This is a genomic window from Salmonella sp. A29-2 (assembly GCF_020150755.1).
Taxonomy (GTDB): Bacteria; Pseudomonadota; Gammaproteobacteria; order Enterobacterales; family Enterobacteriaceae; genus Salmonella; species Salmonella enterica.
This window is the reverse complement of the sequence record NZ_CP083731.1, coordinates 342,000-366,224: the sequence shown is the minus strand read 5'-3', so window position 1 is coordinate 366,224 and position 24,225 is coordinate 342,000. Positions and strand designations below refer to the sequence as shown.

Genomic DNA, 24,225 nt, shown 5'->3' with positions numbered 1-24,225 from the left:
TGGTTACAGCGATGATTTTAGCGTCATCAGCGCCTGACAAAACGCCGCCGGATGCGAGATAAACGGCGCATGGGCCGCTTTCGCCATTATCTGTGATGTACTGTGCGGCCATAACGTATCGAGCAAAGGCACAATTTTACGCGGCACCAGACCGTCCAGATAACCATACAAACGCAAAAACGGCATGTTCACATTTTTAAGCGCTTCTCGTAGATCGACCGTTTTTAAGATTTCCAGTCCGCCATTGAGCACGTCTACATCCGGCATAGGCTGCGCCAGCACTACGCTTTTTAAGGTGCGGGCATCCTGACGCGCCGTCTCCGTCCCTAACGTTTGCAGCGCCAGAAAACGCTCCACCGTGCGCTGAAAATCGTCGCTAAGCTGCTGCTGGAATCCGCCGAGGATTTCCGGTTTTATTCCCGGCCACCCCTCACGCGCGCTAAAGCATGGCGAAGAGGCGACTGTCACCAGCGCCTGAACGCGTTCAGGGTGTGTGAGCGCCATCTGACTCGCCACCAGGCCGCCCAGGCTCCAGCCAAGCCAGATAGCCTGGTCCGGCGCGTTTTTCGCTACCTGCGCCGTCATCTCTTCAAGCGTCATGGCGCCAAACCCCGAGCTGCGACCATAGCCCGGCAAGTCGACCAGATGCAGCGTAAAATGCGAGCCGAGTTCCTCGCGAATGCAATGCCATACCTCCGCGTTCAATCCCCATCCGTGCAGCAGCACAAGATGACAATTTCCCTCGCCGTAGGTCTGCCACCAGACGTCATTCATCAGTTACTGTTCTCTTTTGTCTAACAAGGATGCACCTATGCTAACAGTACCGGGATTATGCTGGCTATGCCGAATGCCGCTGGCGTTAAGCCACTGGGGGATTTGTTCCGTATGCGCGCGCGCCGTCCGCCAGCGCGTCAGCCTGTGTCCGCAATGTGGATTACCCGCCGCGCATCCTTCGCTCCCCTGCGGTCGCTGCCTGCAAAAACCGCCGCTCTGGCAGCGTCTGGTGAGCGTCAGTGACTATACGCCGCCCTTGAGTTTACTGGTGCATCAGCTTAAATTTACCCGCCGCAGCGAAATTGCCGCCGCACTGGCGCGTCTACTGTTGCAGGAAGTCCTCATGGCGCGCCGCAGCACTGGCTTGCAGCTTCCCGACAGAATCGTCAGCGTTCCGCTCTGGTCGCGCCGACACTGGCGGCGGGGATTTAACCAAAGCGATCTGTTATGTCAACCGTTAGCGCGCTGGCTTGGCTGCGCGTGGAACAGCCAGACCATCACGCGGGTACGGGCGACCGCAACACAACATCATCTCAGCGCCAGGTTACGTAAACGCAATTTGAAAAACGCGTTTCGCCTTGAATTGCCGGTACAGGGTCTCCATATGGTTATTGTGGATGATGTCGTCACTACCGGAAGTACCGTCGCGGAAATCGCGCAACTGCTTTTGCGCAACGGCGCAGCGACTGTCCAGGTATGGTGCCTGTGTCGAACCTTGTAGAGCCTCGATGATGGGCGTATTATAACCAACTAAAATAGTCAACTATTAGGCCATTACTATGATCCGTATTTCCGATGCTGCACAAGCGCACTTTGCCAAACTGTTGGCAAATCAGGAAGAAGGGACGCAAATCCGCGTATTTGTCATTAATCCCGGCACTCCTAACGCAGAGTGCGGTGTTTCTTATTGTCCGCCCGACGCCGTAGAAGCCACCGATACTGCACTGAAATTTGACCTGTTGACCGCTTATGTTGATGAACTGAGCGCGCCCTATCTGGAAGACGCGGAAATTGATTTCGTGACCGACCAGCTAGGTTCTCAACTCACATTGAAAGCGCCAAACGCGAAGATGCGCAAAGTGGCCGATGACGCGCCGCTGATGGAGCGCGTGGAATATGCTCTGCAATCGCAGATTAACCCGCAGTTGGCGGGCCACGGCGGTCGCGTCTCGCTGATGGAAATTACCGATGAAGGCTATGCAATTCTGCAGTTTGGCGGCGGTTGTAACGGTTGCTCGATGGTTGACGTCACGCTGAAAGAAGGGATCGAGAAACAATTGCTGAATGAATTCCCGGAACTGAAAGGGGTTCGCGATCTGACCGAACACCAGCGCGGCGAGCACTCATACTACTAAGATTTTCCCCGCATCCATGCCCGATGGCGCTTGCGCCTGTCGGGCCTTGTCTGCCCCACCGTAGGCCGAATAAGGCGTATACGCCGCCATCCGGCGCTATCAGCCATATCTCAGAACAATGGTCCTTCTTCTTCCGCCGATAACATGACCTGTGTCTCATAATTTAAATTTTGCCTGCCAGGGTCATTTTCAACACCCACATGTTACCCGTATCATTCTTATGGGCACCTAACATCCATATAACATCTGACTACGCTCATTCGTTTCAACGGTAATCAGTATTGGTGCTATTGCGACTCTGTTCCCGTCGGGAACAACAGGAATTTGTCGTCGAAACAATGACGTTACCCATAACAAAGTAAAGGCCAGGTAAATCATGCCATTAGTCATCGTTGCTATCGGTGTTATCTTGTTACTTCTTCTGATGATCCGCTTCAAAATGAACGGATTTATCGCCCTTGTCCTGGTAGCGCTCGCTGTCGGGTTGATGCAGGGAATGCCGCTGGATAAAGTCATCGGCTCCATCAAAGCCGGTGTCGGTGGTACGCTTGGCAGTCTGGCCCTGATTATGGGGTTCGGCGCCATGCTGGGCAAAATGCTTGCCGACTGCGGCGGCGCTCAACGTATCGCCACTACCCTGATCGCGAAATTTGGTAAAAAGCATATTCAGTGGGCCGTAGTGTTAACCGGCTTTACCGTCGGCTTCGCTCTGTTCTATGAAGTGGGCTTCGTTCTGATGCTGCCGCTGGTATTCACCATTGCCGCAGCAGCGAATATCCCGTTACTGTACGTCGGCGTGCCGATGGCCGCGGCGCTCTCCGTCACACACGGCTTCCTGCCGCCGCACCCGGGTCCAACCGCAATCGCCACGATTTTCCATGCCGATATGGGTAAGACGCTGCTGTTTGGTACGATTCTGGCGATCCCGACCGTGATCCTTGCCGGACCGGTTTACGCCCGTTTCCTGAAAGGCATCGATAAGCCGATCCCGGAAGGCCTGTACAGCGCGAAAACTTTTACGGAAGAAGAGATGCCGGGCTTTGGCGTCAGCGTCTGGACGTCGCTGGTTCCGGTTATTCTGATGGCGATGCGTGCGATTGCCGAGATGATTCTGCCAAAAGGCCACGCTTTCCTGCCCGTTGCCGAGTTCCTGGGCGACCCGGTAATGGCTACGTTAATTGCCGTACTGATTGCGATGTTCACCTTTGGCCTGAACCGCGGGCGTTCCATGGATCAGATTAACGATACGCTGGTCTCTTCCATCAAAATTATCGCCATGATGCTGCTGATCATCGGCGGCGGCGGCGCATTCAAGCAGGTGCTGGTCGATAGCGGCGTGGATAAATACATCGCTTCAATGATGCATGAAACCAATGTCTCTCCGCTGTTGATGGCGTGGTCTATCGCGGCGGTTCTGCGTATCGCGCTGGGCTCTGCGACTGTCGCGGCGATTACCGCAGGCGGCATTGCGGCGCCGCTGATCGCCACTACCGGCGTTAGCCCTGAACTGATGGTTATCGCAGTCGGTTCCGGGAGCGTGATTTTCTCTCATGTCAACGACCCGGGCTTCTGGCTGTTCAAAGAGTATTTCAATTTGACTATCGGCGAGACCATTAAATCCTGGTCGATGCTGGAAACGATCATCTCCGTCTGCGGCCTGATCGGCTGTCTGCTACTGGGTATGGTGGTTTAAGCGAGGCGGCTTGTAGGCCGGATAAGGCAGCAATGTGCGCCAGGATTGCCTGATGGCGCTGCGCTTATCAGGCCTACGTGCTCTCTCCATAACAAAGCCGGGGAAATCCCCGGCTTTATTACTTCTTCTTCGCGGCCGCTTTTCGGCGCTTATCCAAATCCTTAATCAACTTGTTTACGCCCTCATCGGCAAACATCTGCTCCAGCGTGGCGGTGAGCTTCCGTCGCCAGTTTTTATACTGATCGCTGGTGCCCGGTACGTTAACCGGATCGGCCATATCCAGCCAGTCCTCCGGCTGAAGCCCCAACAGACCGCTGTTACTGTCGGCGATATAGCGCTGAAGTCCGCGATTTAGCGTTGGCGTCATCGACATTAACGATGCCTTATGCCCGGCGCGTTTTGGCAGACAGCCATATTTATGCAGCGCGTCCAACAGCCCCTGTTTCGCCCGCTCGCGATCCTCATACAGCCCGCGCAGAATCACTTCATCCGGATAAAGCCCCAGAGCTTTACCCAACGTCAGGTCACCGCATTCCCAATAGCCGCGCAGCGTGGGGAGATCGTGCGTCGAGGCGACAGCCATCGATTGTTGCGGATATGCGCCTGGAGCGCGGAAGTTTTTCTCAAGGTCATTTTCAAACCACAGCACTTTATAAGAATAGACCCCGCTATCGCGCAGCTTGCCGACAATCTCAACTGGCACAGTCCCCAGATCTTCGCCTATCACCATACAGCGGTGACGTTGGCTCTCCAGCGCCAGAATAGCCAACAGATCGTCAACCGGATACTGAACATATGCCCCGCGATCCGCGGTTTCGCCATACGGTATCCACCACAGACGCAGCAACGACATGACATGGTCAATGCGCAACGCGCCACAGTTTTGCATATTGGCGCGCAGCAGATCGATAAAGGGCTCATAGGCCCGGGCGACAATAATATGCGGGTCCATTGGCGGCAGCCCCCAGTTCTGACCGAGCGGGCCGAGGATATCCGGCGGCGCGCCGACAGATGCTTTCAGGCAGTACAGCTCCCGGTCGCACCAGGTTTCCGCGCCGCCTTCCGCTACGCCAACCGCCAGATCGCGGTACAGACCAATCGGTAGTTTAAAACTCTGGCAGGTATCCCAGCAGGCGGCGAATTGGCGCCAGGCCAGCCACTGAAGCCAGAGGTAAAACTCCACCTCTTCGCGGTGCGCTTCACAGAATTGTTTGACAGCGGGAGACTCTACCGACTGGTAAGCCTCCGGCCAGGCTGGCCAGCCCCAGCGCTGCTCATCCTCTTTTACCTGATACGCATGCAGCGCGTCGAATGCCGCCTGCCAGTAAAGGCTCTCGCCTTCGCGGGCGATAAAGTGACGAAACTCCGCCATTTGCGCATCGTCGCGAGCGGCAAACCGCGTCCACGCCATCCGCAGCGCCGTGATTTTCAGCGCGGTAACGGTAGCGTAATCCACCCATTGCGCATCGCGTGCCTGTCGCAGCTTTTGCTGTGTGGCAGGCATTTGCCACCATGACTGCGCCTCTTCGCTCAGGCGGAAATCTTCGACGGCATTGACGTCGATATATATCACGTTCAGCCAGCGACGAGACGAGGGGCTGTAGGGACTGGCGCTCTCCGGATTCGCCGGATAAAGCGCGTGGATCGGGTTCAGGCCGATAAACGCGCCGCCGCGTGTCGCCACGTCGACCAGCATCGACTTTAAATCGCCGAAATCGCCAATACCCCAGTTTTTTTCTGAACGCAGAGTATAAAGCTGGACGCAGGCCCCCCACAGTTTTTTCCCCTCCAGCAGCGCCTGCGGCTCATAGCATCGCGGCGGGGCAACGATAATACGGCAGTGCGTACGCTGTTCATCCTGAGTCAACGTCAGGGCGTGGTAGCCCTCCGGCAATGTAGCCGGAAGGTTAAGTTTTTTACCGCCCGTCACGCGCCCTTTGTAATGCACGCCCTCTTCCGTAGTCAGCAGCCAGGCAAACTCACCGCGCCCCTCTACCGGCAACGCCATTTTTTTACCCGCGGTATACACCTTCACATTCGGCACGACCGCCTGTGGTCCTGTTGTCGTGCCGTGCATCGCCGCCAGCAAACGTCTCTTGGTTTCAGCGCCAATAGACTGCGGTTTGCCATGAGCATTGATGTAACTGGGGCTGATCCCCGCCGCCAGCGCGGCACTATCGAGACGTTTATTTTCCATCGCGCTCCCTTAGCGTTTTGCCTGCCAGATACGGGCCTGATAATCGCGAATAGAGCGATCGGAACTGAACATACCGCAGCGCGCGGTATTGAGGATCGCGGCGCGCGTCCACGCTTCCTGGTCGCGATACAGCGCATCCACCTGCTTTTGCGCCTCGACATAAGCGGCGAAGTCCGCCATGACCAGGTACGGATCGCCCCCCTGTTTGCCGAGGCTATGCAGCATCTGGTCAAAGGCATGTTTATCGCCATCGCTGTATTGACCGCTTTCCAGCTCTTTTAGCACCGCATCCAGCACTTTGTCTTTTTTACGCCATTTCACCGGATCGTAGCCTTTGGCTTTGAGCGCCTTGACCTCTTCCACAGTATGGCCAAAGATAAAGATATTCTCTTCACCCACTTTCTCAGCGATTTCAACGTTAGCGCCGTCCAGCGTTCCCACAGTCAACGCCCCGTTCAGCGCCAGTTTCATGTTACCGGTGCCGGACGCCTCTTTCCCGGCAGTAGAAATTTGCTCGGAAATATCCGCCGCCGGAATGAGCATTTCCGCCGCCGAGACGCAGTAATCCGGCAGGAAAACCACCTTCAGCTTATCACCCACCGCCGGGTCGTTATTAATGGCTTCCGCAACCTTATTGATAGCAAAAATGATGTTCTTCGCCAGGTAATAGCCCGGCGCCGCCTTCGCGCCAAACAGGAATACGCGCGGTACGCGGTCGGCCTGCGGGTTTTCGCGGATCTCTTTGTACAGCGCCAGAATATGTAACAGATTCAGATGCTGACGCTTGTACTCGTGCAGACGTTTGATTTGAATATCAAAAATCGCATGGCTCGAAATCTCAATCCCGGTACGGGCCTGGATAAATTTCACCAGCCGTTCTTTGTTCGCCCGTTTGATGTCGCGATATTGCTGACGGAATTTGGCGTCGTCAGCGTATTTTTCGAGGTTGATCAACTGGTCGAGATCGTTAGCCCACTCTTTTTTCAGCGTTTTATCCAGCAACGCCGCAAGCTGCGGATTGCACTGTTTGATCCAGCGACGCGGCGTAATGCCGTTGGTGACATTGTGGAATTTGTTCGGCCAAAGCTGGTGATATTCCGGGAACAGATCTTTCACCACCAGATCGGAGTGCAGCGCCGCCACACCGTTGACCGCAAAGCCGCTGACCACGCACATATTGGCCATGCGTACCTGACGGTCGTGCACCACCGCCAGTTTTGCCCATACCTGCTTATCGCCAGGCCAGGTGTTATCGACCAGCGTCTTAAAGCTGTCGTTAATCTGCTTGATAATCTGCATATGACGCGGCAACAGCGCTTTGATTAACCTCTCATCCCAGCACTCCAGCGCTTCTGGCATCAGGGTGTGGTTGGTGTAGGCGAAGGTTTTGCTGGTGATAGCCCAGGCGTCATCCCAGCTCAGCTGGTGCTCGTCAATCAGCACGCGCAGCAGTTCAGGGATGGCAATAGTCGGGTGGGTATCATTTAGCTGAATGACCTCATAATCCGCCAGCTCATGCAGTTTGCGTCCGGCCAGATGATGGCGGCGCAGAATATCCGCTACCGAGCAGGCGCACTGGAAGTATTGCTGCATCAGGCGCAGTTTTTTGCCCGCCGTGTGGTTATCGTTGGGATAAAGCACCTTCGTCAGTTTTTCCGCATCGATACCCTGCTGTTCCGCCCGCAGGAAAGCGCCGTCGTTGAATTTGGTCAGATCAAACGGATGCGCGTGGGTCGCCTGCCACAAACGCAGCGGTTGCGCGACGCCGTTACGATAGCCTAACACCGGCAGATCCCAGGCCTGGCCTGTAATCACAAAACCGGGCTCCCAGCGCCCTTCTTTGGTGACTTTACCGCCGATCCCAACCTGGACGTCCAGCGCCTCGTTGTGGCGGAACCACGGATAGCTGCCGCGATGCCAGTCATCCGGCGCTTCCATCTGCTTGCCCTCAACAAATGACTGACGGAACAGCCCATACTGGTAGTTCAGACCATAGCCCGTAGCGGACTGCCCGACGGTGGCCATCGAATCGAGGAAGCAGGCGGCCAGACGTCCCAGACCACCGTTGCCGAGCGCCGGATCGACTTCCTCTTCCAGCAGATCGGTCAGATTAATATCGTGCGCTTTCAGCACATCGCTAACGTCCTGGTACCATCCCAGATTTAACAGGTTATTTCCCGTCAGGCGGCCAATCAAAAATTCCATCGAAATGTAGTTCACATGACGCTGGCCTTTCGTCGGCTGCGCTACCGGTTGCGCGCTCAGTAATTCCGCCAGCGCGCCGCTAACGGCCTGCCACCACTGACGAGGCGTCATGTCAGACGCCGACAGTAAACCGAAACGCTGCCACTGACGCGTCAGGGCGGCCTGGAATTGATCTTTATTGAAGGTTGGCTGTGACATAGGAAATCCGTCCTCGGGTAATAAAACAACGTTATCGCTAGTTTGCCAGGCTCGATGTTGACCTTCCTCCTCCCGGCAATGATTAGGGAGGGAGGAGGAGCGGGGATGAGCATAAAAGTGTGATCGCCGCCACTTACCCCTGTATAAACGCGCCGATTCCTGTCAACGACACCCAGTGTTACGCATAATCAAATGAATAAACAGAAATAACAGTAAATCGCGAAGGGGTATTTTCGAAAGATTATATGAACGCCGAAATAGTTTCTTACCTGAAATATTCAGCGGCGGGAGATTCACTCACTAAACATAATTAATTAAACGCCTGGTATCGCCATTGTGTTAAATCCGGATGATGTCCAGGACATTATTTACAATAACGGAAATATGACCTGAGCCCAGCTCTGACGCTCGTTTCAACCGCGCCGAATACTTTTTTAATACCGTTATTTAGAATTGTGACAGAGTGCAAATTCAGACACATAAAAAGTCTGCTTAGCTTGCATTAAAATGCTTTCTGGCCGACCTTATATCTATTAATTACGAAGCGCAAAAAAAATCGCAGTTCCCCCCATTTCCCACAGTGAAGTGATTGCTATGTTGATTCCGTCTAAATTAAGTCGTCCGGTTCGTCTCGACCATACCGTGGTTCGTGAGCGGCTGTTGGCTAAACTTTCCGGCGCGAACAATTTCAGGCTCGCCCTGGTAACCAGTCCTGCTGGCTATGGGAAAACCACGCTTGTCTCACAGTGGGCGGCGGGCAAAAATGAATTAGGCTGGTACTCTCTCGACGAAGGCGATAACCAGCAAGAGCGATTCGCCAGTTACTTAATTGCCGCTATCCAACAGGCCACCGGCGGACACTGCTCTACCAGCGAAGCGATGGCGCAAAAACGTCAGTACGCCAGCCTGACGTCCCTCTTCGCACAGCTCTTTATTGAACTGGCGCAGTGGCATCGCCCGCTTTATCTGGTGATTGACGACTACCATTTGATTACCAATCCGGTGATTCACGACGCGATGCGCTTTTTCTTACGGCATCAGCCGGAAAATTTCACCCTGGTGGTGTTATCGCGTAATTTGCCGCAACTGGGCATCGCTAACCTGCGCGTGCGCGATCAGCTGTTGGAAATCGGCAGCCAGCAGTTGGCTTTTAACCATCAGGAAGCAAAGCAATTTTTTGACCGTCGTCTTTCGTCGCCCATTGAAGCCGCTGAGAGCAGCCGCATGTGCGATGATGTGGCCGGTTGGGCCACTGCGCTACAGTTGATCGCCCTCTCCGCGCGCCAGAACCATACCTCTGCGCATCACTCCGCCCGCCGTCTTGCCGGGATTAATGCCAGCCACCTTTCTGATTATCTGGTGGACGAAGTACTGGATAACGTGGATGTCAGCACCCGACATTTTTTACTTAAAAGCGCGATCTTACGCTCAATGAATGACGCATTGATTGTGCGCGTGACCGGCGAAGAAAACGGCCAGATGCGGCTGGAGGAGATTGAGCGCCAGGGGTTATTCCTGCAACGCATGGACGACACGGGCGAATGGTTCAGCTATCACCCGTTGTTTGGTAGCTTTCTGCGCCAGCGTTGCCAGTGGGAACTGGCGGCGGAACTACCGGAGATCCACCGTGCGGCCGCGGAAAGCTGGATGGAACAAGGTTTTCCCAGCGAAGCTATTCATCATGCGCTGGCGGCGGGTGACGCGCAAATGCTGCGCGATATCCTGCTTAACCATGCGTGGGGGCTGTTTAATCACAGTGAACTGGCGCTGCTGGAAGAGTCATTAAAAGCGCTGCCGTGGGAAAGCCTGCTGGAAAATCCGCGGCTGGTGTTGTTACAGGCCTGGCTGATGCAAAGCCAACACCGCTACAGCGAAGTGAATACGCTGCTGGCGCGCGCCGAGCAAGAGATCAAAGGGGTCATGGACGGCACGCTGCATGCTGAATTTAACGCGCTGCGCGCCCAGGTCGCCATCAACGACGGCAATCCGGAAGAGGCTGAGCGGCTGGCGAAACTGGCGCTGGATGAGCTTCCTCTCGCCTGGTTTTATAGCCGCATTGTCGCGACCTCCGTTCACGGCGAAGTGCTGCACTGTAAAGGCGATCTTAGCCAGTCTTTATCGCTGATGCAGCAAACCGAACAAATGGCACGCCATCATGACGTCTGGCATTACGCGCTGTGGAGCTTAATTCAACAAAGCGAAATTCAGTTCGCCCAGGGATTCCTGCAGGCCGCATGGGAAACGCAGGAGAGAGCCTTCCAGTTGATCAAAGAGCAACATCTGGAACAACTGCCGATGCATGAGTTTCTGGTACGTATCCGCGCGCAATTGCTGTGGGCGTGGGCGCGCCTTGACGAAGCGGAGGCCTCGGCGCGCAGCGGTATCGCTGTGCTGTCCACCTTCCAGCCGCAACAACAGTTGCAGTGCCTGACGTTACTGGTGCAGTGCTCGCTGGCGCGCGGCGATCTGGATAATGCCCGTAGTCAGCTTAACCGACTGGAAAATTTATTAGGCAATGGCCGTTATCACTGCGACTGGATCTCTAACGCCGATAAGGTGCGTGTCATTTACTGGCAGTTAACCAGCGACAAAAAATCCGCCGCCAACTGGTTACGCCATACGCCCAAACCGGCGTTTGCCAATAACCATTTTCTGCAAGGGCAATGGCGGAATATCGCCCGCGCGCAGATCCTGCTGGGCGAATTCGAGCCTGCGGAAATCGTGCTGGAAGAGTTAAATGAGAATGCCCGTAGCCTGCGCTTAATGAGCGATTTAAACCGCAATCTGCTGTTACTCAATCAGCTTTACTGGCAATCCGGGCGGAAAAACGACGCCCAGCGCGTATTGCTTGATGCCTTACAGCTCGCCAACCGCACCGGATTTATCAGCCATTTTGTGATTGAAGGCGAAGCCATGGCGCAACAATTGCGTCAGCTGATTCAACTCAATACGCTGCCGGAGATGGAGCAGCATCGCGCGCAGCGCATCCTGCGAGAGATTAACCAACATCACCGGCATAAATTCGCCCATTTTGACGAAGGCTTCGTCGAGCGCCTGCTTAACCATCCGGATGTCCCGGAGCTTATTCGCACCAGCCCGCTCACCCAGCGTGAATGGCAGGTGTTAGGGCTTATCTATTCCGGTTACAGCAACGAACAGATTGCCGGCGAACTGGCGGTGGCCGCGACCACCATTAAGACGCATATCCGCAACCTCTACCAGAAACTCGGCGTCGCGCACCGTCAGGACGCGGTACAGCACGCGCAGCAGTTGCTGAAGATGATGGGGTATGGCGTGTAACGTGTGCCTGATGGCGCTTCGCTTATCAGGCCTGCAACGTCATTTTAAAACATATTGATATTGCTGGTTTTGTAGGCCGGGGGCATAAACGTAAATCCAGACGTTGAGTTGGCTTCAGGCCCGATGGCCGTCGCTCAGCCGCAGGTTAAATGGCGCCCATCCATCCGGCGGGTCCCATTCGCCACTGCCATAAATAATACCCTCCCGGATATCGTGAATAATGACGCCATCAATACCACACGGTTCCGATCGCCAGATAATGCCGGAACTCACGTTGATAAGAAACGTATACTGAAAGGTTGTGACCAAGAAATTCTCGCTCAGCGAGGCCTTATGATCCCAAACATCGGGTATTGAATAAATATGGCCAACATAATCATCAAGAAACAGGCTTTTAACCTGATGTGAATCCGTATCAAATAAGTGAACGTGCTGACCGTATAATATCGCAATAGTCTTATCATTATTCATGATGCCGCTGAAGCACTGCTCAACGATCCAGCGCCCCTCTTCCAGCGCAACAAAAAGACACAGCACGATAACCGGCTCGCCGTCCTGACTCACCAGCACTCTTCGCCGCATCGTTGAAGGGCCGGAAAAGGGATTAACATCCCTCTCCGGGATGGCGTCAGTAACGCGTTGTTCAGCATCAAGGAAATCAGCGTGGTATGTCATGATCCGCTATCCTTTTTACTTACCATAACCTGCACCATCCCCCTCGCCTCCTCCAGGTTGAACGTTACCGGCAAAAACCGTTCCACCACCGCAATATTGGTAAGCAAGTGAGCGGAAGCCCGCGCCACGGTAAACGCGCCTTCGCCCGCCAGCGCCAGCGGTAAAATCAGCTGGTCGGCCAGATGCTCTCCCACCGCTGCCGGGCTTGCGAGATAGCGCCGCGCTTCATGCGCAACCTGGTTAGCTACCGCTTCCGCGCTGGTGCCTTTTACGCCGAACGCGGCGAACAGTTCGGTTAACTGTTCGCTTTGGATCATCAGCGACAGCGCGTTGCCCGGCCCGCAGCCGCCTTCCAGCGCAACGACGTTTTTCTCCGCCAGCGGGAAGTAGGCTTCCAGCGTTGCGACTTCACGTTCGCCAACGTGGTGAGGCACCGAGGCCAGCAAAGCTTCGGCGGTGATACGCAGCGTCTCGCCGCGCGATATCAGCGTCAGACCGCGTAAAGACGCCGCCGGTTCGACGACCGTTGCCGCCGCGCCGCCGCCTGCCGGATAAAAGCCGTGTTTTATCAGCGTAGTGCGCTGGTTGATGCCCATCCTCGCCAACAGCGGCTCCCAGACGCGGCAGATAAAATCGGCGCTGGGCGCGGCCTGATTATGCGTCCCGCCGTGAAGCTCCACGCGGGATGAACCATCGGCAAACCACAGCGCGGGCAGGACGGTTTGCAGCACCAGCATACAACTGCCCGCGCTGCCAATCGCGAAACGGTACTCGCCGCCGCGAATCGGCCCCGGCGTAAAACGCAACTGTTGCGAGCCCAGCTCGTCGCCGTTCACCTGCGCGCCGCAGATTTCCGTTGCCGCCCGCACCGCCGTTAAATGCTGGCGTAGCAGCCCCGGTTTAGCGCGCCCGGCGCGGATGCCGCTCATTTCAAACGGCTGGCCGGTTATCATTGATAAACTCAGCGCCGAGCGCAAAATCTGCCCGCCGCCCTCTCCCTGTGCGCCATCCAGCGCGATAATCCTTGCCATTTTCTATCCTTTAACGCACACCACCTGCCGCAGAGTGTACATGATTTCCACCAGGTCAGACTGCGCCGCCATCACCGCATCAATGTCTTTATACGCCATTGGGATCTCGTCGATCACGTCCGCATCTTTACGGCATTCGACATGCGCGGTGGCGCGAATCTGATCGTCAACGCTAAACAGTTTCTTCGCTTTCGTTCGGCTCATCACACGCCCGGCGCCGTGGCTGCACGAACAGAACGACTCTTCGTTACCCAGCCCGCGCACGATAAAGCTTTTCGCCCCCATCGAACCGGGAATGATACCGAACTCACCGCGCCGCGCCGAAACTGCCCCTTTACGCGTCACATAGATCTCTTCGCCAAAGTGCTGCTCTTTTTGCACATAGTTATGGTGGCAGTTGATCTCGTCCATATCGAGGGCGATCGGTTTTTCCACGCAGCGCTGGAGCGCCGCCAGCGCGTTTTCCATCATCGCCTCGCGGTTCAGGCTGGCGAATTGCTGCGCCCAGTGTACCGCTTTCAGGTAATCGTCAAAATATTCGCTTCCTTCATTAAAATACGCCAGATCGCGGGACGGCAGCGTTTCTAACTGCTCCTGCATTTCTTGCTGCGCCAGGCCGATAAAATAGGTGCCGATGGCGTTACCGATCCCGCGCGAACCGGAGTGCAGCATGATCCATACCCGATCGGTTTCATCCAGACAGATCTCAATAAAGTGGTTACCGGTTCCCAACGTTCCCAGGTGCTTATAGCTATTGGTATTCAAAAAGCGCGGATATTTTTGCGTTAACCACTGATATCCCGCTTCCAGCTGCGCCCATTTTTCATCAACGTTGGCGGGCGGGTTTCCCCATGCGCCCACATCGCGACGCCCGCGTCCGGTGGTACGCCCGTGAGGCACAGCGGCCTCTATGGCGTTACGCAGTTCCGCCAGATTTTCCGGCAGATCGGCCGCCGTTAAGCTGGTACGCAGCGCGTTCATTCCACAGCCGATATCCACGCCCACCGCCGCCGGAATAATCGCCCCTTTCGTCGGGATCACGCTACCGATGGTCGATCCTTTCCCCAAATGCACATCCGGCATAACGGCAATATGTTTGAAAATAAACGGCATTTTCGCCGTATTGATCAGCTGCTGACGGGCATCGTCTTCTACCGGTACGCCTTTGGTCCACATTTTTACCGGTGCGTTCTGGGTGGTCATCAATTCGTAATTCATCATTTTTTCTCATTTTAATCATTAGGGTGGCGACAAGTGGTGAAGAATCTTAACTCCGGTTAAACCGGAGGCGCAGGGATTGAACCTGCTAGCGGCATTACCTCCGCGTTACCTGTAGATCCTCCGGCATTCGCCAAAACAGGGTGGCGCGACAAGTTAAGGTGAATCACCCGCTCTACCGTTGAGCTACAGAGCTAAGCCCCGGCAGGGTTCGAACCTGCGTCTGGCCATACAAGGTGTAGATCCACCAGCATTCGTGCCTTCAGCGTTGCGCGACAAATTCATAGCCGGGATGATACGCATCGGGAAAGATGTAATCCCGGCCAGCATTCGCGCCGCGCTGAATACTCTTTACAACGTCACGGCTTCAATCTCTTCCAGCCAGTGCGCGCTGCCATAGCGACCGTTAACAAAGTTATCTATTACCGTAAACACCTCGTCGCTGAAGCCGCCGACGTTCAAAATATCGCTTCGTTCCGCCGCCTGCGTGGTGCCGTAAGGCAGCAGATCGATACACACCAGGCGCGCCTGCGGGTTGCGCTTTTTCAGTTCGATCCAGCATTCCATGGTGGCCGTTGAGCCATGGCGCGATTTATCAACCCACGATTCGTTATCCGACACCATAATTACCAGATCCACCCGCGCCCGCTCGTTCAACAACCTACGCAGCGGCGCGGAGCAGTTGGTGCCGCCGCCGCCAACCGCCGCCAGCTTTTGCGCGTTGTGCATAACCGACTGGCGCGCATCAAGCCGCACGTCGACCACATCGCATTCAAACGGCAGCACGCGGGCCTGCGGATGATTACGCAGCACAGCGGCGGCGATCAGCCCGGCAACGTCCACGCAGCGGATCTTACTGGTCGCCCCCTTGCGATAGCCGGTTATCGATGACTTCATCGACCCCGACACGTCCGGGCAGACCACCACGTTGCCGCGAAACGGCGGAATGTTCTCCAGCGCGTACTCCATCGCCTGCGCTAAAGCCTCACGAATAACCTGCGGCACGCTGCATTGCAGATTGCTCCACGCCGACAGCAACTGATAAGGATAAACCCAGGACTGGCGCACCTGCGCCCTGTCCGCCAGCCGCTGCGCCACGCTGGCGGCAAGCGTTGCATTCTCAAACACGTCATGACGCGCCAGCGTATTCAAATTCATCCGCAACGTTTGCCAACTCATCCGCTGCGCCAGCTGCGCCCACTGTTCGCGACTCAGCGGCGCGTTGGTCAGCAGTAAAAACGGCACATCGGGTAAGGCCGCGCCCATGTCGCCTTCACGAAACGCCAGCAGCGCGCGCGTTTTTTCCGGCAGTTGCGTCTTATCGCACGGCTTACCAATCAGCCAGGCGAAGAAGGCTTCCTGCCACGCCGCTTGCGGCCGTGGGTGCACCATTTTGACGATATCCGCCAGCGACGGCGCATTGCCCACCGATGCCTGCAATAAACGCTCTTCGCTGGCGTTCTGTAACCAACGCTGCACCAGCTTCTTTGGCCGCGTCCCCAGCGAGCGCCGCCCGGTCACGCCGCTGCGCAAAATTTGCACAAAGTTACGCAGCATCCGGCCATTGTTGATCACCCGCGCAAATACTACCGGCAGCAGCGCCGAACCACGCGCCGCCAGAATGGCGGTCAACAGCGCGGGCATATCCTTCATCATCCCGCGTTCGCGGCCATAAATCGCCAGTTGCGCTAAAAACAGATCGTCGAGATCTTTCGCCGTTGCCAGAACATCATTTAGCTGCGCCTGGCCGCTGGCATAAAAAGTCTCGTTCATGCAGCCGGTCATCACCATTTGCGCCAGTTTATGGCGCGGGGTGAAGGCAAAGGCCGCTGCGCCTTGCTGATTGCTGGCGTTGGCCAGCGGCACGTCCCTTAACAGCGAACGGAACAAAAGTGGATTAGCCATTTGTTTTTCCCATTTCCGTTATTCTCCATGCCATGGTTATTGCAACCAGCGTGCCAGAAAATAAATTATTTTTTAATCTATTGATTTTTAATTGATTTATTTCTTTAGCGTTCAAGTGAAGAAAAATGCCTGCACGGTAGTCATTAAAAAGCGATAAAATTATCTCGTCTTTTAGAAGGAAATCTAAGATGCGAAAAACGGTGGCCTTTGGTTTTGTCGGTACGGTGCTCGACTATGCAGGACGCGGCAGTCAGCGTTGGGAAAAATGGCGCCCTACTTTGTGTCTGTGTCAGCAGGAGACGCTGGTCGTTCACCGCCTGGAACTGCTGTACGATGCCCGCTCTCGCTCGCTGTTTGAAGGATTAAAGAAGGATATCGCCAGCGTCTCGCCGGAAACGGAAGTCGTCGGCGTAGAAATCGCGATCCGCAACCCGTGGGACTTCGAAGAGGTTTACGCCTGCCTGCACGATTTCGCCCGCAGCCATACCTTTCATCCCGAAGATGAAGACTATCTGATTCATATCACCACCGGCACCCACGTCGCGCAGATCTGCTGGTTCCTGCTGGCGGAGGCGCGCTATCTACCGGCGCGATTAGCGCAGACCTCGCCGCCGCGCAAAAAAGATAAACCGCATAGCACGGGCGACGTGACGATCATTGACCTCGATCTCAGCCGCTACAATGACATCGCCACCCGCTTCGCCCAGGAGCGGGAGGAGACGCTCAACTTCCTGAAGTCCGGCATTGCAACCCGCAACCCGTGTTTCAACCGGATGATTGAGCAAATTGAGCGCGTCGCGATACGCTCCCGTTCGCCAATCCTGCTCAATGGCCCGACCGGCGCGGGCAAGTCGTTTCTCGCCCGTCGCATCTATGAACTAAAACTGGCCCGCCACCAGTTCAGCGGCCCGTTTGTCGAAGTGAACTGCGCCACCCTGCGCGGCGACACGGCGATGTCGGCGCTGTTCGGCCACGTTAAGGGGGCGTTTACCGGCGCGAGAGAGGAGCGTGCAGGGCTGCTGCGCAGCGCCGACGGCGGCATGTTGTTTCTTGACGAAGTGGGAGAGCTGGGCGCGGATGAACAGGCCATGTTGCTGAAAGCCATTGAAGAGAAACGCTTTTATCCTTTCGGCAGCGACCAGCAGGTCAGCAGCGATTTCCAGTTGATTGCCGGCACGGTGCGCGACCTGCGCCAGCGAGTGGCGGAGGGGACATTCCGCGAAGACCTGTACGCGCGCATTAATCTCTGGACCTTCGAACTACCGGGCCTGCGTCAGCGCCAGGAAGATATTGAACCAAACCTTGACTACGAACTGGAACGCCACGCGGCGCTAACCGGCGACAGCGTGCGTTTTAATACCGAAGCGCGCCGCGCCTGGCTGAGCTTCGCCACCTCGCCGCAGGCCGCCTGGCGCGGTAACTTCCGCGAACTCTCCGCCAGCGTCACCCGCATGGCGACGCTGGCGGACAACGGGCGAATCACGGTCGAAACGGTAGACGATGAAATCGCGCGTTTGCGCTATAGCTGGAATGACCATCGCCCCTCCGCGCTCGACGGACTGCCGGGCATTGACGCAACGGCGCTGGATCTGTTTGACCGTATGCAACTGGAAAACGTCGTTGCCGTCTGCCGCCAGGCGAAAACCCTTTCCGACGCCGGGCGGCAGCTATTCAACGTTTCCCGTCAGGGGAAAGCCACGGTGAATGACGCTGACCGGCTGCGTAAGTACCTGGCGCGTTTTGGGCTGACGTGGGAAGTTTTACAGAATTAACACAGCTCCAGTTGGATATGGTTCTCCGTCAACACCTGCATCACGCCCGGCGGCGGCAGGGTATCGGTGTAGACCGCATCGACCATACTAATGCTGCCCATGTTTACCATCGCGTTACGGCCAAATTTAGAGTGATCCACCACCAGCATCACGTGGCGCGAATTTTCGATAATCGCGCGCTTGGTGCGTACCTCATGATAATCAAACTCCAGCAGCGAACCATCGCTGTCGATGCCGCTAATCCCCAGAATACCGAAATCGAGACGGAACTGGGAGATGAAATCCTGCGTCGCCTCGCCAATAATGCCGCCGTCGCGGCTGCGGAGTTCGCCGCCGGCGAGGATAATACGAAAATCCTCTTTCGCCATTAGCGTGTTCGCTACGTTCAAATTGTTGGTCACGATCCGCAAATTACTGTGCCCTAACAGGGCGTGCGCTACGGCTTCCGGCGTCGTGCCGATATCAATAAACAGCGTTGAACCATTGGGGATCTGGGCCGCGACTTTGCGAGCGATGCGCTCTTTTTCTTCCGTTTGCGTCGCCTTACGATCGTGCCACGGCGTGTTCACCGAGCTGGAGGGCAACGCCGCGCCGCCGTGGTGGCGCAAAATCATATTCTGTTCCGCCAGATCGTTAAGATCCCGACGAATGGTTTGCGGGCTGACAGAAAAATGCTCCACCAGCTCTTCCGTACTGACGTACCCCTGTTTTTTCACCAGTTCAATGATCGCGTCATGCCGTTGTGTTTGTTTCATGAATAATCTCTGAAAGTAACCAACCTTGCGCCGGATAGCGGCATTCGCCCTACCCGGCCTGGAAAAATATCTCGACCACAGGCCGGATACGCCTCACGTTCGTTTTCGCGCATTCAGCGTATCAACAAAGGCCATCGCTAAACCGACGATAAGCCCGGCGATGTGCGCGCCGTTCGCCATAGACATGCCAAACCAGTCAAACCAACCAGCGACTATCCACAATAATGCAAAAATAATTAAGCCGCGCTGGAGGTAAATTCCGCTTTGCGGATCGCGCTCTCCGCGCAGCCACACGTACCCCATCAGCGCATAGACGACGCCAGACAGTCCGCCAAACCACGGGCCGCTAAATTTCTGCTGTACATAGCCGCTTAGCAGCGCGCTTATCACCGTAATGACGATTAATTTACCGCTGCCCAGGCGCTTCTCTACCGCCCCGCCGAGATACCACCACCACAGCAGGTTAAAAAGAATATGCATCAGTGAGAAGTGCATAAAGATATGGGTGAAGTAGCGCCAGACTTCAAATTTTAAAACCGGATCGAACGGCCACGCCAGCCACACCATCACCGTCTGATCGCCGATGAGACTCATCGCGATATAGACCACCACGCAGGCGAGCATCACGATCCAGGTAACAGGGCCGGCTCGTTCACGCAGCGTGGCGAGAAAGGGAAAACGGCGGTAGCGTAGCCCGCTGTTAGTCTGCCCGGACTGCCAGCTAGCCGCCAGATAACGCGGATCGCCGGGATTTTCTATAAACCGCGCCAGCTCGACCCGCACACGTTCGGCCTGCGATTCATCTGCCAACCAGATATCGCTTTGATTATGTTGCTGAATAGTAAGAATGACGCCCTGGGTGGCCATGTAATCAACAAATGCCTGCGCCACGCGAGGATTCGCAAAGGAAGTAATCATCAACATTATTGCTGTCGCTTAGTCCATACAAAAGAAGACAGTATATATACCCTTCTCGTCGGAGGCTGCATCTTTATGGGATTACGCGCCATTCGCGACATCGGCAGGGAAACGGCGATGCCAGGCCTCAAACCCGCCGTCAATGCTGTAAACCGCATCATAGCCTTGCTGGAGCAGATACTGCGCGGCGCCTTTACTACTGTTGCCGTGATAGCACATTACCATCACCGCGGTATCGAAACCATGCTCACGCATAAACGCGCCCAGCGTATCGTTAGTCAAGTGAAACGCCTGCGGCGCATGACCCATGGCATAACTTTGCGGATCGCGAATATCGACCAGCACCGCCGCGCCCTGGCGCAGTTTCTGATACGCCTCTTCTACAGTGATACATTCAAATTGTTCCATGAATCGCTCTTTCATTATTGCCGGTGAAGCCAATTAAGGCATTTTATCGCCCAGTGTACGTTGACGGAGTAGCTTAACGCCATAATGTTATACATATCACTCTAAAATGTTTTTTCGATGTTACCAATAGCGCGTTTCTTTGCTATTATGTTCGATAACGAACATTTTTGAACTTTAACGAAAGTGCAAGAGGGCAGCATGGAAACCAAAGATCTGATCGTGATAGGCGGGGGCATTAACGGTGCAGGCATCGCGGCTGATGCCGCCGGACGCGGTTTGTCCGTACTCATGCTGGAAGCGCAGGATTTGGCCTGCGCGACCTCATCCGCCAGTTCGAAGCTTATCCACGGTGGCTTACGCTACCTTGAACACTACGAGTTCCGTCTGGTCAGCGAAGCGCTGGCAGAACGTGAGGTACTGTTGAAAATGGCGCCGCACATCGCCTTCCCGATGCGTTTTCGTCTGCCGCACCGCCCGCATTTACGTCCGGCCTGGATGATCCGTATCGGTCTGTTTATGTACGATCACCTCGGCAAACGTACCAGTTTACCCGGTTCCACCGGTGTGCGGTTTGGCGCAGATTCGGTGCTCAAACCGGAAATCGTGCGCGGATTCGAATACTCCGACTGCTGGGTAGACGATGCGCGTCTGGTGCTGGCTAACGCACAGATGGTGGTGCGTAAAGGCGGCGAAGTCCTTACCCGTACTCGCGCAACCGCCGCTCGTCGGGAAAATGGCCTGTGGATTGTCGAAGCGGAAGATATCGACACCGGTAAAAAATATGTCTGGCAGGCGCGCGGGCTGGTTAACGCCACCGGACCGTGGGTCAAACAGTTCTTCGACGAAGGGATGCATCTGCCGTCACCGTATGGCATCCGCCTGATCAAAGGCAGCCATATCGTCGTGCCGCGTGTCCATAATCAGAAGCAGGCGTATATTCTGCAAAACGAAGATAAGCGTATCGTCTTTGTCATTCCGTGGATGGAAGAGTTTTCGATCATTGGCACAACCGATGTCGAATATAAAGGCGATCCGAAAGCGGTAAAAATTGAAGAGAGCGAAATTAATTACCTGTTGAAGGTTTATAACGCGCACTTCCAGAAACAACTAGGGCGCGATGACATCGTCTGGACGTACTCCGGCGTCCGTCCGCTGTGCGATGATGAGTCCGACTCACCGCAGGCGATCACTCGCGATTACACCCTGGATATCCATGATGAAAACGGCAAAGCGCCGCTGCTTTCCGTGTTTGGCGGTAAGCTCACGACCTACCGTAAGCTGGCCGAACACGCGATGGAAAAACTGGCGTCTTATTATCCAGGCATCGGGCCGGCATGGACCAAAACGTGCGTACTGCCCGGCGGCGACATCGACGGCAGCCGCGAAGATTACGCGGCGAAGCTGCGTCGTCGTTACCCATTCCTGACGGAATCGCTGGCGCGCCACTATTCGCGCACTTACGGCAGCAACACGGAGTGGATTCTCGGCGAAGCCACGTCGCTGCTTGATTTAGGCGAAGATTTCGGTCATGAGTTTTACGAAGCGGAACTCAAGTACCTGGTGGATCACGAATGGGTGCGCCGTACTGAAGATGCTATCTGGCGTCGCACCAAAGAAGGCATGTGGCTGACCGCCGAGCAGCAGTCCCGCATCACCCAGTGGCTGGCGGCGTATGTTGAGAAACACCAACTTTCACTGGCGTCGTAATAAAATCCGGGGCGGTTTATACCGCCCTTTTCGCCACATACCGCATTCACTCGCCGGGTTTTGTACAGCCGGGCATATGATTAGTGATACGGTAGCGATCGACACTTATTTGGGTAATAAAGAAGGGTTTTGCCCGCGCTTCGCTATTCCAGAGAGTTTTCCCCGTTTTACACCAGCTTTTATGAGAAAAGTTGGCATAATGAACCACGCTCTCCTCCCCCAGCACGCTTTCAAAATGCGCGCGTTTATCACCGTCGGCCACGCTAAAGTCAGCATAAAAAAGATTGCTGTCCAGGTTAAACGTCATCTCTATTTCACTGGCGGACGATGGAAAGAACACAGGCAGCCAGGTCCAGATACCGGATTGCTCGGGTATGGCGGCATAATCAGGAAAGTAGCTTACCTGGCGATCATCGCAGGCGGTCAGCACAGCGACGATGATTAATGTTGCACCACACCGGAGAACCTGATTAATCAGCTCAGCAACAATATCTTTATGCCACGAAGTGGATTCACGCCGTGCAATACGAATATCAGCGCCACTGGCCGGGTCTACGCCTACCAGTTCCACATATAATTTAACATCTTCCATTTAGTCCCTTTATTTCGCGGCCGGATACAGCGGCACATATCCCACATCCTGCACCAACTGCTGCCCCTGCGGGCTTAGAAACCAGTCCACCAGCTTTTGTGTTTCCGCTGTGGGGTGTTCACGGGTAACCATATAAACATCAACCGTGTACGGGTAACTGCCGTTACGAATATTTTCAACCGTCGGCGCAACATCGTTTATCGCCAGTAATTTAATCTCTTTATTGCTGTGCATCTGCGTAGCGTAATAACGAAAGGTATAGCCAATGGCGTTGTGCGTATTGCGATACTCAGCCACGATATCCACCATTTCCCCCATCGCGGTTGCCACGGATGTTGTTTGCGCTGGCATCAGCTTTGTTTCTTTCATTACCTTCGCCAGCATCGCCGTTTGGCTGCCAGAGTTTTCCGGTCGCTGCCAGGGCTTAATGTCGATTGCCTCTCCGCCTACCTCATTCCAGTGGGTGATTCTTCCGCTAAAAATGCCGCGAATTTGTACATCACTCAACGATGACACGGGATTGTTTTGGTTGACGATAAACACAAACGCTTCACGTGCAAAGGGGGTGTAAACCAGTTTTACGCCACTGGCCTCGGCCAATTGCTTTTGAGCAGTGGAAGGCTGGGCGACAAAAATAAGATCGGCATTACCGTTAAGGATATTTTGATAGGCTTCAATGGTTCCCTGGTTTTCAAGGTAGTCTTCAGGGCAGATATCATCCGGAAAGCGCGTAAGCGCATAAAAAGCCGAGGCGTATAACGGCAAGCCAGCCGTTGCGCCATCGAGCCGCGGCCAATTTTGGGTGAGCAGAAGTGTCGGTTCATCGCGCAGCCCGGTTAGCTTGTTGCCCCATGTGTGCGCCTGATAATCGCGGAAATAAAGATATTCACTGCTCTCGGGAGCGGGATACTTCACGGCATAAAGATGTGACTGGTATACGGCACAGCTCCCGAAAAACAGCAGGCAAATCACCAGCAGATTACGACAAGAGTAGCCCGCACCGCCGCGTAGCACTCCCCAACGCGCACCGCCATACCCCAATGCAAAACAGAGCTGCGAGCCAACCGGGATGAGCAACACTGCCCATACCCAGCCATTGAAAAAGGATATTACGCTGGGTACTAACCAAAGCGTTTGCACTACCTGGGCGATGGGTTTACGCCCTATCGCGCGAATATTAAGATCGGTGAGAAACATCAGGATGACCCACCCCATCAGCACCACCAGAGCGGGCATAAGCAGGCAGCAATCACGCCATTCTGGATTTACCTCTGATGCATTTCCCTTTCCCCATATTCGGCCACAAAGAAAAATTAACCCTGCGCCCAGAAGCGCTACCGGGATAATGGTCGCCTTCTCAATAGATTGCGCGACGGGGATACTATTTTCAAGAACGCTAATGTACGCCCACGTTCCCCCCACGATAATCGTAATAATGTTCACCAGCAGCGGCACGCCGATAAACGCCATTATGATTGACAAAAAAAGCCACTTAGCATTTTTCATTTTTCTATCCGCTAAT

Annotated in this window: 18 protein-coding genes; 6 read left to right on the top strand and 12 right to left on the bottom strand. The window is 55.1% G+C overall.

Features of this window, described 5'->3' with window-relative positions; genetic code table 11:
* Positions 1-3: 3 nt before the first annotated feature.
* A complete protein-coding gene (gene bioH / locus K8W53_RS01660; protein WP_023224184.1) occupies positions 4-774 on the bottom strand; it encodes a pimeloyl-ACP methyl ester esterase BioH in 771 nt (256 codons plus the stop codon).
* Between the two features lie 37 nt (positions 775-811).
* Here bioH and gntX point away from each other — a divergent pair, with 37 nt between their 5' ends.
* The 3 genes from gntX (at position 812) to gntT (ending at position 3,822) form a co-directional block, all read left to right on the top strand.
* A complete protein-coding gene (gene gntX, locus K8W53_RS01655) occupies positions 812-1,495 on the top strand; it encodes a DNA utilization protein GntX (RefSeq protein ID WP_023224183.1) in 684 nt (227 codons plus the stop codon).
* Between the two features lie 58 nt (positions 1,496-1,553).
* The gene (nfuA, locus tag K8W53_RS01650) at positions 1,554-2,129 is read left to right on the top strand and encodes a Fe-S biogenesis protein NfuA (protein ID WP_000619387.1); all 576 of its coding nucleotides are present in this window, start codon (positions 1,554-1,556) and stop codon (positions 2,127-2,129) included.
* Positions 2,130-2,505: 376 nt separating this feature from the next.
* The gene (gntT, locus tag K8W53_RS01645) at positions 2,506-3,822 is read left to right on the top strand and encodes a gluconate transporter (RefSeq protein WP_001131737.1); all 1,317 of its coding nucleotides are present in this window, start codon (positions 2,506-2,508) and stop codon (positions 3,820-3,822) included.
* 118 nt (positions 3,823-3,940) lie between these two features.
* Here the strand turns inward: gntT and malQ are convergent, their stop codons facing one another.
* Entirely contained in the window at positions 3,941-6,019 is a 2,079-nt protein-coding gene (gene malQ, locus K8W53_RS01640) for a 4-alpha-glucanotransferase (RefSeq protein WP_023224182.1), read from the bottom strand.
* A 9-nt stretch (positions 6,020-6,028) separates the two neighbouring features.
* The gene (malP, locus tag K8W53_RS01635; RefSeq protein WP_023224181.1) at positions 6,029-8,422 is read right to left on the bottom strand and encodes a maltodextrin phosphorylase; all 2,394 of its coding nucleotides are present in this window, start codon (positions 8,420-8,422) and stop codon (positions 6,029-6,031) included.
* Positions 8,423-9,016: 594 nt separating this feature from the next.
* Between malP and malT the strand changes: the two genes are divergently transcribed.
* Positions 9,017-11,722, top strand: coding sequence for an HTH-type transcriptional regulator MalT (malT, locus tag K8W53_RS01630; RefSeq protein WP_023224180.1), 2,706 nt, complete (start codon positions 9,017-9,019; stop codon positions 11,720-11,722).
* A gap of 114 nt (positions 11,723-11,836) precedes the next feature.
* Here malT and K8W53_RS01625 read toward each other — a convergent pair whose 3' ends face one another.
* The 4 genes from K8W53_RS01625 to K8W53_RS01610 all read right to left on the bottom strand — a co-directional run bounded on the left by K8W53_RS01625 (position 11,837) and on the right by K8W53_RS01610 (position 16,551).
* The gene (locus tag K8W53_RS01625; protein WP_023224179.1) at positions 11,837-12,397 is read right to left on the bottom strand and encodes a hypothetical protein; all 561 of its coding nucleotides are present in this window, start codon (positions 12,395-12,397) and stop codon (positions 11,837-11,839) included.
* Positions 12,394-13,428, bottom strand: coding sequence for an RNA 3'-terminal phosphate cyclase (rtcA, locus tag K8W53_RS01620; RefSeq protein WP_023224178.1), 1,035 nt, complete (start codon positions 13,426-13,428; stop codon positions 12,394-12,396). Before rtcA ends, K8W53_RS01625 begins: the two co-directional genes overlap by 4 nt.
* A gap of 3 nt (positions 13,429-13,431) precedes the next feature.
* Positions 13,432-14,646 (bottom strand): RNA-splicing ligase RtcB, encoded by a 1,215-nt coding sequence (rtcB, locus tag K8W53_RS01615; protein ID WP_001105526.1) that lies wholly within the window; start codon positions 14,644-14,646, stop codon positions 13,432-13,434.
* A 351-nt stretch (positions 14,647-14,997) separates the two neighbouring features.
* On the bottom strand, positions 14,998-16,551 hold the full coding sequence (locus K8W53_RS01610) for a vWA domain-containing protein (RefSeq protein ID WP_023224176.1): 1,554 nt from the start codon (positions 16,549-16,551) through the stop codon (positions 14,998-15,000).
* A 188-nt stretch (positions 16,552-16,739) separates the two neighbouring features.
* Here K8W53_RS01610 and rtcR point away from each other — a divergent pair, with 188 nt between their 5' ends.
* Complete coding sequence (gene rtcR / locus K8W53_RS01605) at positions 16,740-18,323, top strand: RNA repair transcriptional activator RtcR (RefSeq protein ID WP_023224175.1); 1,584 nt, start codon at positions 16,740-16,742, stop codon at positions 18,321-18,323.
* On the opposite strand, the gene K8W53_RS01600 is transcribed toward rtcR, so the two are convergent.
* The 3 genes from K8W53_RS01600 to glpE all read right to left on the bottom strand — a co-directional run bounded on the left by K8W53_RS01600 (position 18,320) and on the right by glpE (position 20,404).
* Positions 18,320-19,078 (bottom strand): DeoR/GlpR family transcriptional regulator, encoded by a 759-nt coding sequence (locus tag K8W53_RS01600; RefSeq protein WP_052939266.1) that lies wholly within the window; start codon positions 19,076-19,078, stop codon positions 18,320-18,322. The genes rtcR and K8W53_RS01600 overlap by 4 nt on opposite strands.
* Before the next feature lie 93 nt (positions 19,079-19,171).
* Entirely contained in the window at positions 19,172-20,002 is an 831-nt protein-coding gene (gene glpG / locus K8W53_RS01595; protein ID WP_000928705.1) for a rhomboid family intramembrane serine protease GlpG, read from the bottom strand.
* Between the two features lie 75 nt (positions 20,003-20,077).
* Complete coding sequence (gene glpE, locus K8W53_RS01590; protein ID WP_020899329.1) at positions 20,078-20,404, bottom strand: thiosulfate sulfurtransferase GlpE; 327 nt, start codon at positions 20,402-20,404, stop codon at positions 20,078-20,080.
* A 198-nt stretch (positions 20,405-20,602) separates the two neighbouring features.
* Between glpE and glpD the strand changes: the two genes are divergently transcribed.
* Positions 20,603-22,111: a glycerol-3-phosphate dehydrogenase gene (gene glpD, locus K8W53_RS01585; RefSeq protein ID WP_000448178.1), complete on the top strand. Its 1,509-nt coding sequence runs from the start codon at positions 20,603-20,605 to the stop codon at positions 22,109-22,111.
* Positions 22,112-22,157: 46 nt separating this feature from the next.
* On the opposite strand, the gene K8W53_RS01580 is transcribed toward glpD, so the two are convergent.
* Both K8W53_RS01580 and K8W53_RS01575 read right to left on the bottom strand, forming a co-directional pair.
* Complete coding sequence (locus tag K8W53_RS01580; RefSeq protein ID WP_023224173.1) at positions 22,158-22,703, bottom strand: hypothetical protein; 546 nt, start codon at positions 22,701-22,703, stop codon at positions 22,158-22,160.
* Between the two features lie 9 nt (positions 22,704-22,712).
* Entirely contained in the window at positions 22,713-24,209 is a 1,497-nt protein-coding gene (locus K8W53_RS01575) for a PstS family phosphate ABC transporter substrate-binding protein (RefSeq protein ID WP_023224172.1), read from the bottom strand.
* Positions 24,210-24,225: the final 16 nt, after the last annotated feature.